14 protein-coding genes are annotated in these 14,887 nt (G+C 70.6%); 10 read left to right on the top strand and 4 right to left on the bottom strand.

Annotated features, from left to right (window positions below; all coding sequences use genetic code 11):
- The first annotated feature begins 67 nt into the window (after nucleotides 1-67).
- Nucleotides 68-1,585, top strand: a complete 1,518-nt coding sequence (locus OID54_RS29545) for a S1 family peptidase (RefSeq protein WP_329024425.1) — start codon at nucleotides 68-70, stop codon at nucleotides 1,583-1,585.
- 277 nt (nucleotides 1,586-1,862) lie between these two features.
- Here OID54_RS29545 and OID54_RS29550 read toward each other — a convergent pair whose 3' ends face one another.
- The 3 genes from OID54_RS29550 to zapE form a co-directional block, all read right to left on the bottom strand.
- A complete protein-coding gene (locus OID54_RS29550; RefSeq protein WP_329024426.1) occupies nucleotides 1,863-3,230 on the bottom strand; it encodes an alkaline phosphatase PhoX in 1,368 nt (455 codons plus the stop codon).
- A gap of 124 nt (nucleotides 3,231-3,354) precedes the next feature.
- Nucleotides 3,355-3,780, bottom strand: a complete 426-nt coding sequence (locus tag OID54_RS29555) for an OsmC family protein (protein WP_250917414.1) — start codon at nucleotides 3,778-3,780, stop codon at nucleotides 3,355-3,357.
- A gap of 56 nt (nucleotides 3,781-3,836) precedes the next feature.
- The gene (gene zapE, locus OID54_RS29560) at nucleotides 3,837-4,919 is read right to left on the bottom strand and encodes a cell division protein ZapE (RefSeq protein ID WP_329024428.1); all 1,083 of its coding nucleotides are present in this window, start codon (nucleotides 4,917-4,919) and stop codon (nucleotides 3,837-3,839) included.
- A 37-nt stretch (nucleotides 4,920-4,956) separates the two neighbouring features.
- Here zapE and OID54_RS29565 point away from each other — a divergent pair, with 37 nt between their 5' ends.
- The 7 genes from OID54_RS29565 (at nucleotide 4,957) to OID54_RS29595 (ending at nucleotide 11,697) form a co-directional block, all read left to right on the top strand.
- On the top strand, nucleotides 4,957-5,730 hold the full coding sequence (locus OID54_RS29565) for a pyrimidine reductase family protein (protein WP_329024430.1): 774 nt from the start codon (nucleotides 4,957-4,959) through the stop codon (nucleotides 5,728-5,730).
- Nucleotides 5,731-5,836: 106 nt separating this feature from the next.
- Complete coding sequence (locus OID54_RS29570; RefSeq protein ID WP_329024431.1) at nucleotides 5,837-6,307, top strand: indole-3-glycerol phosphate synthase; 471 nt, start codon at nucleotides 5,837-5,839, stop codon at nucleotides 6,305-6,307.
- 272 nt (nucleotides 6,308-6,579) lie between these two features.
- A complete protein-coding gene (gene murC / locus OID54_RS29575) occupies nucleotides 6,580-7,992 on the top strand; it encodes a UDP-N-acetylmuramate--L-alanine ligase (protein WP_329024433.1) in 1,413 nt (470 codons plus the stop codon).
- A 12-nt stretch (nucleotides 7,993-8,004) separates the two neighbouring features.
- Nucleotides 8,005-8,409, top strand: coding sequence for a peptide-methionine (R)-S-oxide reductase MsrB (gene msrB, locus OID54_RS29580; protein WP_329024434.1), 405 nt, complete (start codon nucleotides 8,005-8,007; stop codon nucleotides 8,407-8,409).
- 191 nt (nucleotides 8,410-8,600) lie between these two features.
- Nucleotides 8,601-9,224: a nucleoside/nucleotide kinase family protein gene (locus tag OID54_RS29585; RefSeq protein ID WP_329024437.1), complete on the top strand. Its 624-nt coding sequence runs from the start codon at nucleotides 8,601-8,603 to the stop codon at nucleotides 9,222-9,224.
- 314 nt (nucleotides 9,225-9,538) lie between these two features.
- Nucleotides 9,539-10,489 (top strand): hypothetical protein, encoded by a 951-nt coding sequence (locus OID54_RS29590; protein WP_329024439.1) that lies wholly within the window; start codon nucleotides 9,539-9,541, stop codon nucleotides 10,487-10,489.
- 83 nt (nucleotides 10,490-10,572) lie between these two features.
- Nucleotides 10,573-11,697 (top strand): aminopeptidase P family protein, encoded by a 1,125-nt coding sequence (locus tag OID54_RS29595; protein ID WP_329024440.1) that lies wholly within the window; start codon nucleotides 10,573-10,575, stop codon nucleotides 11,695-11,697.
- Nucleotides 11,698-11,772: 75 nt separating this feature from the next.
- Here the strand turns inward: OID54_RS29595 and OID54_RS29600 are convergent, their stop codons facing one another.
- Nucleotides 11,773-12,747: an SDR family NAD(P)-dependent oxidoreductase gene (locus OID54_RS29600; protein WP_329024442.1), complete on the bottom strand. Its 975-nt coding sequence runs from the start codon at nucleotides 12,745-12,747 to the stop codon at nucleotides 11,773-11,775.
- Between the two features lie 130 nt (nucleotides 12,748-12,877).
- Here OID54_RS29600 and OID54_RS29605 point away from each other — a divergent pair, with 130 nt between their 5' ends.
- Both OID54_RS29605 and OID54_RS29610 read left to right on the top strand, forming a co-directional pair.
- The gene (locus OID54_RS29605; protein WP_329024444.1) at nucleotides 12,878-14,212 is read left to right on the top strand and encodes a sensor histidine kinase; all 1,335 of its coding nucleotides are present in this window, start codon (nucleotides 12,878-12,880) and stop codon (nucleotides 14,210-14,212) included.
- Nucleotides 14,209-14,871 carry a response regulator transcription factor gene (locus tag OID54_RS29610; protein ID WP_329024446.1) on the top strand — a complete coding sequence of 221 codons (663 nt, stop codon included), beginning with the start codon at nucleotides 14,209-14,211 and terminating at the stop codon, nucleotides 14,869-14,871. The genes OID54_RS29605 and OID54_RS29610 overlap by 4 nt, the downstream gene beginning before the upstream one ends.
- The last annotated feature ends 16 nt before the right edge of the window (nucleotides 14,872-14,887 follow it).

Here is a 14,887-nt window from a genome sequence, read left to right on the forward strand (position 1 = left end):
AGGGGCGGACGCGTCCTCCGGTGCTCAGCCGGATCGGACCCCATCACCCCCCACAGGAGGCGGCGAGTTGACTCACAGGCGCATACCCAAGCGGAAGGCGGCTCTGGCGGGAGCCGCGGCCATCTCCATCACGGCCGCGGCCGTACTGCTGCCCCAGGCGTACGCATCCCAGGACGGCTCCGACGCAGCTGGATCCAACGCTCCCAAGACCATGAGCGCGACCTCGGCCGCCGACCTCCTCCAAGAACTCGACGGCACCCTCGGCGACTCCTACGGGGGCGCGTACTACGACGCCAAGAAGAAGCGACTCGTCGTCAACATCGCCGGCGACGACAGCAAGGCCGTGGAACGGGTGACGAAGGCCGGGGCGGTGGCGCGCGAAGTGCGCAACAGTGCCAGCACCCTGCTGAGCGCACGCCGCACGCTGGCACGTGAGGCCACGATCCCGGGCACTTCCTGGGCCCTGGATCCCCGGACCAATCAGGTTCTGGTGATGGCCGACCGTACGGTGACGGGCGAGCGCTGGGACAGACTGGAGACCGCGGTACAGGGCCTCGGCCCCGGAGTCGCGCGCATCAAGAAGTCCGCGGGGGAGTTCAAGACCTTCCTCGAAGGCGGTGACGCCATCTTCGGCGGCGGCGCGCGCTGCTCGCTGGGCTTCAACGTGACCCTCCAGGACGGCGGCTCCGGCTTCCTGACCGCAGGTCACTGCGCCGTGGCCGCCGAGCGCTGGTCCGAGACCCAGGGCGGCGCTCCCGTCGGTACCGTACGGTCGGCGACCTTCCCCGGAGCCGGTGACTTCGCCCTCGTGACGTACGACGACCCGGCGACCCAGGCACCGAGCAGCGTCGACGTCGGCGGTGGCGAACTCCTGGCGATCAACAGAGTCGTGGATGCCACCGTCGGGCAGGAAGTGGCCCGGATGGGAAGCACCACGGGTCTGCGGAACGGGCAGGTCACCGGGCTCGACGCCACCGTGAACTACCCGGAGGGCACCGTCACCGGTCTCATCCAGACCAATGTGTGCGCGGAACCCGGCGACAGCGGTGGTGCCCTGTTCGGGAGCGACGGCAGCGCGATCGGCCTGACCTCGGGCGGCAGCGGCAACTGCACCAGCGGTGGGGAGACCTTCTTCCAGCCGGTGACCACGGCACTGACCGCGGTGGGCGCCCAGATCGGCGACGGTACGGGCTCCGACACCGGTGGTGGCGAGGGCGGCGAAGAGGGCGCGGATCAGGGCGCTGACGGTGGTGGCGGGGGCGGCGAGGAAGGCGCGGATCAGGGCGCTGACGGTGGTGGCGGGGGCGGCGAGGAAGGCGCGGATCAGGGCGCTGACGGTGGTGGTGAGGGCGGCGAGGAAGGCGCGGATCAGGGCGCTGACGGTGGTGGCGGGGGCGGCGAGGAAGGCGCGGATCAGGGCGCTGACGGTGGTGGCGAGGGCGGCGAGGAAGGCGCGGATCAGGGCGCTGACGGTGGTGGCGAGGGCGGCGAGGAAGGCGCGGATCAGGGCGCTGACGGTGGTGGTGAAGGTGGCGAAGAAGCCACCGGTGGAGCCGCGGGGACGGATTCCGTGTACCGCTTCTGACCTCGGAAGGCGCCGATCGGGACGTCCGTACCGCGGTCCGTCCGCAAGGGTCGTTCTTCTACCTCGGGCGGGATGCCGACCCCGCCCGCTGGTCCTTGCCCTTCGAACGGACCGGTCCCGGTGAAGCAGACGCCGTGTGCTCCTGACTCCGCTCCGATGTCAGGCCAGACCGGGTGCCGAGGGGAACGGCACTGCCCGCCTCGAAACACCGGGGCGGGCAGTGCCGCGTCGCCGCGCGATGCCCATGCTGTGTGCGCACCAGTGCGCTGAGAACGACCTAGCGCCAGGGGCCGGTGACCGCGAAGGTCGTCCCCGGTCGATAGACGTTGACGTACATCGTCTCCCCGTCCGGTGCGAAGGTCACTCCGGCGAACTCACCCCAGCGGGGCGCCTGCGGGGTGCCGATGGACTGTCGATTGCGGGCCACCTCGTACACCGTGCCGTGCCGGGTCAGTCCGTACACGTGCTGCCCGCCGCCGCCGTCCTCGCACACCATCAACCCACCGCTCGGAGCGAGGCAGATGTTGTCGGGTGATTCACCGGGCAGTTGGACGTCGGTGCCCGGGCCGAAGACGATGACCAGGGTGAGCCTTCGGTGGGCCGGCTCGTAGCGCCACACCTGACCGTGGTGGTCACCCGCGGATCCCTCCGCGCTGCGGGCGTAGCTGGAGACGAAGTAGACGGAGCGTCCGCCCCAGTAGCAGCCCTCCAGCTTCTGGGCGTGGGTGATGCCGCGCGTGCCGAAGTCCTGGAGTCGGATGGGTGTCTGCTGCGCCTGACTGTCGGGCACCGGGACCCACTCGACGCCTTCGAAGACGGCCCCCGGCTCGTCGATCGCCGAGAGGTCGGGCACGTTGGGAACCCGCATCGCCTCCAGCACCCCACCCGCGCGCAGCGAGCCGGTACCGCCGAGCGGTTTGCGCGGCAGGAAGCGGTAGAAGAGCCCGAAGGGACGGTCGAAGGCGTCCTCGGTCTCGTACACGATCCCGGTGCGGGGATCGAGGGCGATGGCCTCGTGCTGGAAGCGGCCCATGGAGGTGAGGGGGACGGCGCCCGTGCGATGGGGAGCGATCGGGTCGACCTCGAAGATGAAGCCGTGGTCCTTGGTGTATCCGTTGGTGCCGGCCCGGTCCTCGTTCTCCTCGCAGGTCAGCCAGGTTCCCCAGGGGGTCGAGCCGCCGGCGCAGTTGACGGCGGTGCCGGCGATCGCGACGCGTTCGGCGAGCACCTCGCCCTCGTCGTCGAGTTCCAGGGCCGTACAGCCGCCCTTGGCCGTCGGGTCGTAGGTGAGCCCGGTGATCGGTGGGACGCCGAGTCGGGCCGAGTGGCGGTTCTCGTGGTTGCGGACGAGATGGGTCCGGCCGTGTCGGCCGTGGAAGGCTCCCATGCCGTCGTGGTTGCCGGGGACGGTTCCCTCACCGGAGCGCAGTGGGTCGCCCTCCCGGGAGAGGACCCGGTAGCGAAAGCCCCGGGGGAGGTCGAGCAGCCCTGCGGGGTCGGGAACCAGCGGGCCGTAGCCGTGTTCCCCGCTGTGGCCGCTGCCGACCGCGGTGCCGGCGAAGAGTTCGGACAGGGCACCGGTGAACGCGATCTGGGTACTTAATAACCCCGCGCGGGCGAGGACATGGCGTCGTGTCACTGACATGAGGCGCTCCCTGTTGGGGGACAGGAGATGTGACCCGCACCGGTCTACCACGCCCCGTGGGACAGGTGAACAGTGCGGGCCACAACGCCTCATGTGTCGCGTGGTGCGACAGGCGTCACTGCCGCTACGCCAGTTCGGCGGTCAGCGTGATCGTCGTGCCCGTGAGCGCCTGGCTCACCGGGCAGTTCTTCTTGGCGTCCTCGGCCGCGGAGGCGAAGGCATCCGCGTCCAGACCGGGCACCTCGCCACGAACGGTGAGGTGGATGCCGGTGATGCCCTCGCCGGGCTGGAAGGTCACGTCGGCCTTGGTCTCCAGCCGGGTGGGCGGGTTGCCGGCGCCGGTCAGCCCGTGCGAGAGAGCCATCGAGAAGCAGCTGGAGTGGGCGGCGGCGATCAGCTCTTCGGGGCTGGTCTTGCCATTGGCCTGCTCGGCGCGGGACGGCCAGGAGACCGGCTGTGATCCGATGCCGGAAGAGTCGAAGGTGACGGTGCCCGAGCCCTTGAGGAGCTCGCCTTCCCAGACCGTGTGCGCCGTGCGCGTGGTGGCCATGCTGATGGTTCCCTTCTGACGGAAAAGCTGGGTGGAGCAGGGTTACACCCCCGAACCTAGCGCCCTGTCAGCCCCTTTGCGTCACGGGCCAGCGCTGTCAGCCGGGAGATGGCGCGGAAATACTTCTTGCGGTAGCCGCCGTTGAGCATCTCTTCGCTGAACAACCGGTCGAAGGGCTGCCCGGAGGCGAGCACCGGGACCTCACGGTCGTACAGACGGTCGGCGAGTACCACCAGGCGCAATGCGGTCGACTGGTCGGGCACCGGACCCACGTCGGTGAGGCACACCGTCTCCACCCCGTCGATCAGTGCGCCGTACCGACTCGGATGCACCTTGGCCAGATGGTCGAGGAGATGGGGGAAGTCGTCGAGGGAGGAGCCGTCGGTGGCGTAGGCGCTCTTGGCGACCACCTCGTCCGAGTACGGCATCGGCGCCTCGGGCAAGCCGCGGTGGCGGTAGTCCTGCCCGTCGATGCGCAGTGGCTGGAAGTGGGCGGAGAGACCCTGGATCTCGCGCAGGAAGTCGGCGGAGGCGAACCTGCCCTCGCCCAGCTTGCCCGGCAGGGTGTTGGAGGTGGCGGCGAGCGCCACTCCCGCCTCGACCAGCTTGCGCAGCAGGGACGAGACCAGGACCGTGTCACCGGGGTCGTCCAACTCGAACTCGTCGATGCACAGCAGTCGGTGCCCGCTCAGGGTCTGCACCGTCTGCTGGAAGCCGAGGGCGCCGACCAGATTGGTCAGTTCCACGAAGGTGCCGAATGCTTTCAGCGCGGGCTCGGCCGAGGTGGCGTGCCACAGCGATGCCAGCAGATGGGTCTTGCCGACGCCGTAGCCGCCGTCCAGATAGACGCCCCGGACGGGCGCGGGAGCCGGGGGCTTGCGGCTGAACCACCGGCGGCGGCCCGAGCCGCTGGCGTGCGCGCCACCGCCCAGACTCGCCGCGAAGCTGCTCAGCGCGGTGACCGCCGCGCTCTGGCTCGGCTGCTGGGGATCGGGTACGTAGGTGTCGAAGCGGACGGCGTCGAAGCGTGGCGGAGGGACCATCTCCGCGACGAGTCGGTCGGCAGGGACGTACGGCTCGCGGGCGCACAGCGAGATGGGTACTGCTTCGGCTATTGCGCTGGTGGCACGGGTCGACACAAGGTCCAACTGTAAGCGCCATGCCAGACTGCTACCTATGCGACGCCTGCTCCCTGTGACCGATCAGACACTCGGCACGGACCGCGAATGGAACCTCGACGAGTTGGCGGACGCCTATGCGTACCCCGAGGAGACCGGGGGTTCGGCGACCCCCTGGCTGCGGGCAAACATGGTCTCCTCGCTGGACGGGGCGGCCCAGCACGACGGTCGTTCGCAGCCCCTTTCCTGCTCCGCCGACATGCGGATCTTCGGCACGCTCCGAGGGCTGGCCGATGCGGTCGTAGTCGGTGCAGAAACGGTACGCCAAGAGGGTTACCGGCCAGCCAGGGCCCGGGATGCCTTCGCTGCCCGCCGCCTCGCCGCGGGTCAGGGTCCGGCGCCGGCGATCGCCGTGGTCAGCGCCTCGCTCGGGCTCGACTTCTCGCTGCCCCTGTTCACCGAGCCGCTGGTGCCCACCGTGGTGCTCACGGGGGCCCAGGCGCCCGCGGAACGGGTTCGGGCGGCCCGGGCGGCGGGCGTCGATGTGGTGGTGGCGGGGGACGGGCCCGGTGTGGATCCGTCGAGGGCGCTCGTGGCGCTCGCGGACCGCGGCCTAGTCCGCCTGCTCACCGAGGGCGGGCCGCGGTTGCTGGGGCAGTTCGTCGCCTCCGGGACCCTCGACGAGTTCTGTCTGACCCTGTCGCCGACGATGACGGCGGGTGATGCCCAGCGGATCGCGGGCGGGCCCGCGGTGGCCGTGCCGGAGCAGTTCGCCCTCGTGGGGCTGCTGGAAGAGGCGGGGTTCCTTTTCACCCGCTACCGTCGCATCTGACAATCAGCGGAATTTACCGTTCCGGTTAGCTTCGGCTGGGCAGACTTACTCTCGCAGACCCCGTGCGGGCACGGGGAAGGATGGTTTCCGCAGAAGGGGTTCCGACGTGTTCACGAGCGTACTGATGATCGAGAAGCCCCTGACCTCGGAAGACGTGGACTTCGTCACCACCCTCCACGGGGCGGAAGGCGTGTCCTTCTTCGTACTGATGCAGCCCCGCGGAGATCAGGCCGACGTCCTGCTCCGCGCGATCGACGACATGGCGCTCGGCGAGGTCGACCAGGCGGTGCACGAGGGGGACGAGCCCGAAGGGCACGAGGCGAAGGCACCGGCCGAGCGGGCCTTGGAGCACTCCGTGGCCGCCCTGCGTCAAGCGGGTTGCCAAGCCGATGGGGAGGTGGTGGAAGACCACCCGCTGGACCGGCTGAAGGCCGTCGTGGAGGACAAGGGCGCGGACGAAGTGATCGTGCTGACCGCCCCGCACTACGTGGAGGAGTTCTTCCACCGGGACTGGGCATCCAGGGCCCGCCACAAGGTGGGCGTACCCGTCCTGAAGCTCTTCGCGCACAGCGAGTAGGCCGCGCAGCCGTCGGGGCGCCCGGTCACGACGGCTCGCCGCTCCGCCCGGCTTCATTCGAGCTGGGCGGCCCGGTGGGGTTCGCGGTCGGGCGCTCACACCGGGCGCCGTTCCCGCCGACGCCGCGGCTCCTGCCGGTGGTGGCCACTGCGGAACGCCGGTGCGCCGCCCACGTCACCGCCAGCGCATAGGCTGGACCCGCCCGCACGTGCCCTCAGCAGCGCGTCCGCGGCGCGGTCAGCACCATCCGTACACCGTGGGGAGACACACGCATGGCACCCGCCGTCCCTGGCACTCTGGAGCGCCCGCACTTCATCGGCATCGGCGGCGCCGGGATGTCGGGCATCGCCAAGATCCTCGCCCAGCGGGGGGCCAAGGTCGCCGGCAGCGACGCCAAGGACTCGCCCACGGCAGAAGCCCTGCGCGCCCTCGGTGCGACCGTCCACATCGGCCACGCCCCTGCCCACCTCGCCGAGGACGCCAGCTGTGTCGTGGTCTCCAGCGCCATTCGCGCCGACAACCCCGAACTGGTGCGCGCCGGCGAGCTCGCCATTCCGGTGGTGCACCGCTCCGACGCCCTCGCCTCGGTCATGACCGGTCTGCGCTCCATCGCGGTGGCGGGCACCCACGGCAAGACCACCACCACGTCCATGCTGGCCGTCGCACTCTCCGGGCTCGACCTGGACCCCTCGTACGCCATCGGCGGCGATCTGGAGGGCCCCGGGACGAACGCCGGCCACGGCAGCGGCGACATCTTCGTCGCCGAGGCGGACGAGAGCGACCGCAGCTTCCAGAAGTACGACCCCGAGGTCGCGATCGTCCTCAACGTGGAGCTGGACCACCACGCGAACTACGCCTCGATGGACGAGATCTACGAATCGTTCGAGACCTTCATCGGCAAGATCGTCCCGGGTGGCACCCTGGTGATCTCCGCCGACCAGCCGGGCGCGGTCGAACTGACCTCGCGGGTGCGCGACCGCTCCGGACTCAACGTCGTCACCTACGGCGAGTCCGAGAACGCCGACGTACGCATCCACAAGATCACCCCGCGCGGGCTCACCAGCGAGGTCACGATCCTGCTGGCCGGCCGCTTCCTGACCTTCACCGTCTCCGTCCCCGGCCGGCACTACGCCAACAACGCGGTGGCCGCACTGGCGGCGGGCGTCGCCCTCGGTATCCCCGCGCACAACCTCGCCTCGGCGATCGGCGGCTACACCGGGGTCAAGCGCCGGCTCCAGTTGAAGGGCGAGGCCGCGGGCGTCCAGGTCATCGACTCCTACGCCCACCACCCGACCGAGATGACGGCCGACCTGGAGGCCATGCGCTCGGCCGTCGCCGCGGGCACCCGGCTCGTCGTCGTCTTCCAGCCGCACCTGTTCTCGCGCACCCAGGAACTCGGCACCGAGATGGGACAGGCACTGGCCCTGGCCGACGCCTCCATCGTCCTGGACATCTATCCGGCGCGCGAAGACCCGATCCCGGGCGTCACCAGCGAGCTGATTGTCAATGCCGCACTGGCGGCGAGCGCCGCGGTCACCGCCGTCCACGACAAGGCGGCCGTCCCCGTGGCCGTCGCGGGAATGGTCAAGCCCGGTGATCTCGTTCTCACCATGGGCGCCGGAGACGTCACGGACCTCGGTCCGGCGATCCTGGCGCATCTGACGCACTCGGGCCCGGCGAACTGAGGGAGCCGCTTCATGGCGTACGACATCGAGAAGCCCGACGAGCAGTGGCAGACGGAACTGAGCCCTGCCGAATTCCAGGTGCTCCGCAGGGCCGGCACGGAACCGGCCTTCACCGGTGAGTACACGGACACGAAGACCGCAGGGGTGTACTCCTGTCGCGCGTGCGGTGCGGAGCTGTTCCGCTCCGACACCAAATTCGAGTCCCACTGCGGATGGCCGTCGTTCTTCGACCCCAAGGACACGGACGCGGTCGAACTGATCGAGGACCGGTCCCACGGGATGGCCCGCACCGAGGTGCGCTGCGCCCGCTGTGGATCGCACCTCGGCCATGTGTTCGCGGGGGAGGGGTATCCCACCCCGACCGACCAGCGGTACTGCATCAACAGCATTTCGCTGAAGCTGACGCCGGACGAGTGATCGGATGGCCCCCGGGCCCTCCCGGCGCGTCCGGAACCGCACCCCGTCCGCAGCGATCGGGTGCGGTTCGGCCCCCTGCGTAGGGGCCCCACCGGCGATCGGCACCTGCGTCCCGTCGGGAGTCATGCGTGTCGGAGTCATACGTAACACCTCTGGGGCTCGGGAGGGTGCGCATGCGTGACAATGTCCCCATGCGCACCGTCCCAACCCCCTTGCTGGCCCGGGCCCGAGCCCTGGCGGTGCCCGGAACACGGCGGCTGTTGGGGATCGCCGGAGCCCCGGGATCGGGAAAGTCCACGCTCGCCGCCCGCCTCGTCGAGGCCCTCGACGGCCGGGCCGCCCTTGTACCCATGGACGGATTCCACCTCGCCCAGGCGGAACTGCTCCGGTTGGGCCGTGCCGGACGCAAGGGCGCGCCCGACACCTTCGACGCCGATGGATACCTCGCGCTCCTGACCCGACTGCGCACCCCCACGCCGGCCTCCACCGTCTATGCCCCGGCCTTCGACCGAAGGCTGGAGGAGCCCGTCGCCGGCAGCATCCCCGTCGATCCGGACGTGCCACTGGTCATCACCGAGGGGAACTACCTCCTGTACGACGAAGGCCCCTGGGCGGCGGTCCGTCCCCTGCTCGATGACGTCTGGTTCCTGGAACTGGACGACCAGGTGCGCCACCGGCGGTTGATCGGCCGACATGTGCGCCACGGGAAGGAACACCCCGCCGCCGAGCGCTGGGTGCGCGGGTCCGACGAGTCCAACGCCCGACTGGTCGCCCCGGGGCGGGACCGCGCCGACCTGATCGTGTCGATGGACTGACGGTCGGGGAGCGGGGCAGCACGGCCATCGGCATCCGATCCATCGGTGGACGCGCCCGGCCTCGCCATCGGTGTTCGACGCCCGACGTCGCGATCAACGCCCGGCCTCACGGTGCCGATCCCCCCGCCCAAGCCCGTAGAGCCGCCTCTTGATTCCGACGCAGGCCCGTTTCCCCGTGCCCGGCACCCGTGGTGAGTAGCCGTGATGACACCCTCTGCGATGAGGGGTGTCAGTCGCGGTGGGTAGGCTCGAAAGCGGGCAGGGATCGGCGCAGGAGCGCAGGTGGGTGGAGCGTCGGATGAAAGGCGGTTGATGTGGGGTTGTTCCGGCGAGGGCCGAAGCGGGATCGACAGGATGCACCCCGGGACGCCGAGTTTCCCTACTTTTCCGTCGATGAGGGCGCTCGATTCCGTGGGCAGGTGCGCGAGGCGTTCGCCGAGCAGGGGTTGGAAGTGACGGTCTTCGCGGATGCCGTGACCGACAGTGCGGGCCGTCAGTTCGGTCTGGCCAATCTCGCCGCCGTACTGCACAACGACGATCGGGGTCCGCGCTCCTGGCCGGAGTTGGTCCGCAGACACGTCGGCATGGTGTTGCGGACGATGGACGCGCCCTCGGCGCTCGACACGCTCCCCACCGAACAGATCCGGGCCCAGCTCTACCCCAGGGTGCTGGGCGCCGACGGCTTCGACCCGCGGAACTTCGCGTATGCGCGGGCGCTCGCCCCCGGACTCCACGAGATCATCGCGCTGGACCTTCCCGAGAGCGTCATGATGCTCACCGACGAGGCGCTCGAACCCCTCGGTGACCTTCCCTATCTGCGGGAACAGGCCCTCTACAACCTCCGCGGACTGCCCATCGAAGCCCATGAGACCGTCAAGGGCGATGACGGCATGCGCTTCGAGGTCATCCTCGGTGACTCCTTCTACACGGCGAGTCGGGTGCTGGCCCTAGAGAGCGTGGTCCGTGAGGTGACCGGAGACACCCTCACGGGCGACGGCGCGTTGGTGGCGATGCCCTTCCGCCATCAGTTGGCCTTCCACGTCATCCGGGACACCCGGGTGATCCCGGCACTCAATGCCATGGCTTCCTTCGCCGCCTCCGGGTTCACGGACACGCCCGGTGCGATCAGCCCCTATGTCTACTGGTGGCACGACGGTGTGCTCACCCAGCTCAGCGACCGCGAGGAGGACGGCGACGGACTGCGGATCGTCGTCGGCGAGGAGTTCCGGGCGCTGCTGGAGCGACTGGTGGCCGACGACGACTGAGGGCCGCATCCGCGGTGGGTCCCGGGGCCGATGCCCGGCGGTGCGCGGTCGCGTCCCCTGCCGGGCGGGGGGAGTATGGGCTCATGTCCACCACGCCCGCGCCCTTCACCGCAGCCGACTACCGGGCCCGGATGGCGCGCGCCGCCCGAGCCGCCGCGGACGCGGGACTCGCCGGTGTGCTGGTCGCGCCCGGCCCCGATCTGGTCCACCTCACCGGCTACCGGCCCACGGCGGCCACCGAGCGGCTCACCGTCCTCGTCCTGCGGGACGGCCGGGATCCGGTGCTGGTCGTCCCCACGCTGGAAGCTCCCGATGCCGAGCAGGCCGCGGGTGCCGCGGCGCTCACCCTGCGGGACTGGACCGACGGCCACGACCCGTATGCCGTGACCGCCCCGCTGCTGGTGTCCGACGGCAGGTTCGCCGTCAGCGACAACACCTGGGCGATGCATCTCCTCGGTCTTCAACAACTCCTGCCGGCCAGTTCCTACATCGCCCTGACCGAGGTACTGCCCATGCTGCGGGCCGTCAAGGACGCCCATGAGCTGGAACGGCTCGCCGCGGCTGGCGCAGCGGCCGACGCCACCTATGAAGAGATCATCAAGGTCCCGTTCGCCGGCCGCAGGGAGACCGAGGTCGCCGGCGACCTCGCCGACCTGCTGCGGCAGTTCGGCCACTCCCAGGTCGACTTCACCGTCGTCGGTTCCGGCCCCAACGGAGCCAACCCCCACCACGAGGCATCGGACCGGACCATCGACGTCGGCGACATGGTCGTCCTCGACTTCGGCGGCCTCAAACACGGGTACGGCTCCGACACCACCCGCACGGTGCACGTCGGCGAGCCGTCCCCAGCCGAGCAGCACATCCACGACGTCGTACGGGAGGCACAGGAGGCGGGCTTCGCGGCGGTGCGCCCCGGGGTCGCCTGCCAGGAGGTGGACCGGGCCGCCCGCGAGATCATCGAAGAGGCGGGATACGGAGACCTGTTCATCCACCGCACGGGCCACGGCATCGGGGTCACCACCCATGAGCCGCCCTACATGATCGAGGGTGAGGAACAGCCCCTCGTACCCGGGATGTGTTTCTCCGTGGAGCCCGGAATCTACCTTCCGGGCCGGTTCGGGGTCCGTATCGAGGACATCGTCACGGTGACGGACGACGGCGGGCGCCGACTGAACAACACCGACCATGCGATGGCGATCGTCGGCTGAACCGGACGGTGTCGGGGCGGCCCCCGGATGCTGCCGGGCCGCCCCGACACCGCCCCGAAACCATCGCGCGGAACACTACGCCCTGCTCGGCTGGACCATCTTGCGCCCGGCCGAGACCCCGCCGTCCACGGACACCGAAGCGCCCGTCATATAGGCGAAGTCGTCCGACGCCAGCCCGAGGACGGCTCGGGCGATCTCGTCCGCCTCCGCCATGCGCTCCAGACCGTCGATGTTGAGCGGCCCGAACGCCGCCTTGTACTGCGCCCATCCCGTGTCGGGGATGCCAGCGGGGCGGACGAAGGGCGTGTCCGTCGTCCCCGGCAGCAAGGCGTTGACCCGGATCCCGCTGGGCCCGTAGGCGAGGGCGGCGGCCTTCACGATGCCCTGGACGGCGCGTTTGCTCGCGGTGTACGCGGACCCGGTGGGCCGCGCCTGTTCGGCGGCCGACGACGAGGTGCAGATGATGACGCCGCGGCCCGCTTCGAGCATGTGGGGGATCACGTACTTGATGGCGAGGAAGACCCCCCGGACATTGGTGGACTGCACGTCGTCCCACTCCTCGACGCTGAGTTCGTGGGGGAGCCGATTGCTGCCGATGCCCGCGTTGTTGAACGCCACGTCGATGCGGCCGTACCGGTTCGCCACCTCGTCGACGAAGCTCCGCACCTGCTCGGGCACCCGGACGTCGGCCCGTACGTAGAGGGCTTCGCCGCCCGCGGCCCGGATCTCCCGCTCCACCTGTCGTCCCAACTCCTCGCGCCTGCCGCAGAATCCGACCCGGGCGCCGGCCGCGGCGAACGCCTTTGCACTCGCCCTGCCGATGCCCGAGGTGGCGCCCGTGATGAGGACCGTCCTGTCCCGGAAACGGCCTCCACCGCGAGGCGCCCGTGGACTCGCCGCGGCCCGGGTCGCCCCTGCACCCGTGACACCCGCGACTCCCAGCGCCGCCGCGCCACCGATGAGGGACCTGCGTCCCACCGGGCCCACCGGGCCCGGGCGCTCTGCGGGGGTTGGGTTCTCCTGTGTACTCGTATGTGGTGTGGTGTTCATGGCACCGACCCTCGCAGGGCGCCGGGGCGAGCGGCTCCACCGTTCGGGCCGAGGTCGCGGCCAGTGGGAGGAGTCGCCTCCTCCCACGGCAGGACCCGGTGCCGCCCGTGCCCGCCCTATCGTGGGGCGGGTGAACCGCCCAAGGGTTGAGCTGGCGTTCGACGAGAGATTCGCTGTGCTGCGCGTCGTGGTGACCGGTGCCGCGCTGATCGGCAATGTGCTGCTGGTGGAGTCGGTGTCCGGCTGGCGGGAGTGGTGGCCTGCTGCGGTTGGCCTGCTGCTGAGCCTGATCGGTATCCGCTGGGCGCTTGCGGCGCTGCTCGCGCAGTCGTGCCTGCTCATGGCTGCGCACGCGCTGGGCTCGGAGGTGGTTCCCGCGCTGAAGGTGCTCGCCGCCATCACCCTCTTCGAGTTGGCCCTGCGCCACCGGGGCGCCCGGCTGGTCGTCGGCACGATGGCCCTGGCCGCCGCGGTGGCCGCCAACCGGTGGGCGGACCTGCCGCAGGAACTCCCCACGGTCCTCTACAAGATGGGGATCGTCGCCGGGGTGCCGCTCCTGATGGGCTCCTACGTACGGGTCGCCCGCGATGCCGCCGAGCAGGCCCGCGACCGGACCCGGCAGGAGGAGCAGCGCCAGGAGGAGCGGCTGTTGGCCGTTCGGGCCGCCGAACGCACCGCGATCGCACGGGAGTTGCACGATCTGGTGGCGCACCATGTGTCGTCCATGGTGTTGCGCGTCGGGGTGGCCCGGCATGTCATCCTCGACGCACGGACACCCCACACCACGGAGTGCGTCCCGGTGCCCTCGGGCCCGAATTCCACCACTAGGACGAGCGAAAGCCGCGCCGGAGCAGGCGCAGAACCCGCCACAGCCACCGGTTCAGGCACCGGCACGGCGATGGGGAGCTCACCCGTGGACCCGAGGATCGTGGAGGTCTTCGACGACCTCCACACCAGCGGCAGCGCAGCCCTCGCGGACCTCAGACGTCTGGTCGCGGTGCTGCGCGATCCCGACGGTGTGGAACGCGGAGACGCCACCGTCGTCACGCCCGGATCGCTGACCGCCGCCCTGGAAGCGGTGGTGGCCCGCAGCGGACCCACCGGATTGGCCGTCGACGCCACGCTGGACCCGGCCGTCGCCCGGCTGGACGTGGTCCGCGGGCTCGCCGTGCTCCGACTCGTCCAGGAGGGCCTGGCCAACGCAGCCCGGCACGCCGGGCCGGGAGCACGCGCGAAGTTGACCGTACGGATGGCTGACGACGGGGCCGCGCTCATCACCGTCCAGGACGACGGCCCCACCGATGGGGGACCGCCTGCGGCGCACACGGACGGGCACGGGCTGATCGGCATGCGGGAGCGCGTGGAACTCCTGGGCGGACGCTTGGACGCCGGCCCCTCGGGCACCGGTTGGCGCCTCGCAGCCGAACTGCCACCGCCCGCACCGGAACGGGAGCCGCGCCGATGATCGGTCTGCTCGTGGTCGACGACCAGCAACTCGTCCGCATGGGCCTGCGCATGCTCTTCGAGCAGGCGGTCGACATCGAGATCCTGGGCGAGGCGGGCAGCGGCGCCGAAGGCGTGCGGTTGGCCGCCCACCTGACGCCCGACGTCGTCCTCATGGACCTGCGGATGCCCGGCATGGATGGCATCACGGCCACCCAGCGCATCCTGGCGGCCCGGCCCGCCACCCGGGTCGTCGCCCTGACCACCTTCGACGACGACGACCACCTCTATCCGGCCCTGGCCGCGGGAGCCTGCGGATTCCTCGTCAAGGACACCCCGCCGGCCGAACTGCTCGACGGAGTGCGCAGGGCCGCCGCAGGGGAGGCACCCTTCAGCCGGGCGGTGCTGGGCCGGTTGGTCACCCGGGCGGTCCACATCACGCACACCGCCCGCGAAGACGGCCCCGACCTGCTGACCCGGCAGCTCACCCCGCGGGAACGCGAGGTGCTCGCCCTGGTCGGAGCCGGACTGGCGAACAAGGACATCGCCGACCGGCTGCATCTGGGGGTGACGACCGTGAAGACCCATATCGCCAACCTGATGGCGAAGACGGGTCGGGACAACCGCATCCGCCTGGCCGTGCTCGCCGTCCGTGCGGGCATCGTGGCGGAGCCGGAGTGAGAGCCGACCGGGTCAA

This window comes from Streptomyces sp. NBC_00690 (assembly GCF_036226685.1).
Lineage (GTDB): Bacteria > Actinomycetota > Actinomycetes > Streptomycetales > Streptomycetaceae > Streptomyces.

Bases quoted from the DNA above. Each gene is read 5' to 3' on its own strand.
- OID54_RS29550 (WP_329024426.1), bottom strand. From the start codon at position 3,230: ATGTCAGTGACACGACGCCATGTCCTCGCCCGCGCGGGGTTATTAAGT.
- OID54_RS29600 (WP_329024442.1), bottom strand. From the start codon at position 12,747: ATGAACACCACACCACATACGAGTACACAGGAGAACCCAACCCCCGCA.
- OID54_RS29565 (WP_329024430.1), top strand. From the start codon at position 4,957: ATGCGACGCCTGCTCCCTGTGACCGATCAGACACTCGGCACGGACCGC.
- OID54_RS29555 (WP_250917414.1), bottom strand. From the start codon at position 3,780: ATGGCCACCACGCGCACGGCGCACACGGTCTGGGAAGGCGAGCTCCTC.
- OID54_RS29595 (WP_329024440.1), top strand. From the start codon at position 10,573: ATGTCCACCACGCCCGCGCCCTTCACCGCAGCCGACTACCGGGCCCGG.
- murC (WP_329024433.1), top strand. From the start codon at position 6,580: ATGGCACCCGCCGTCCCTGGCACTCTGGAGCGCCCGCACTTCATCGGC.
- OID54_RS29610 (WP_329024446.1), top strand. From the start codon at position 14,209: ATGATCGGTCTGCTCGTGGTCGACGACCAGCAACTCGTCCGCATGGGC.
- OID54_RS29585 (WP_329024437.1), top strand. From the start codon at position 8,601: ATGCGCACCGTCCCAACCCCCTTGCTGGCCCGGGCCCGAGCCCTGGCG.
- msrB (WP_329024434.1), top strand. From the start codon at position 8,005: ATGGCGTACGACATCGAGAAGCCCGACGAGCAGTGGCAGACGGAACTG.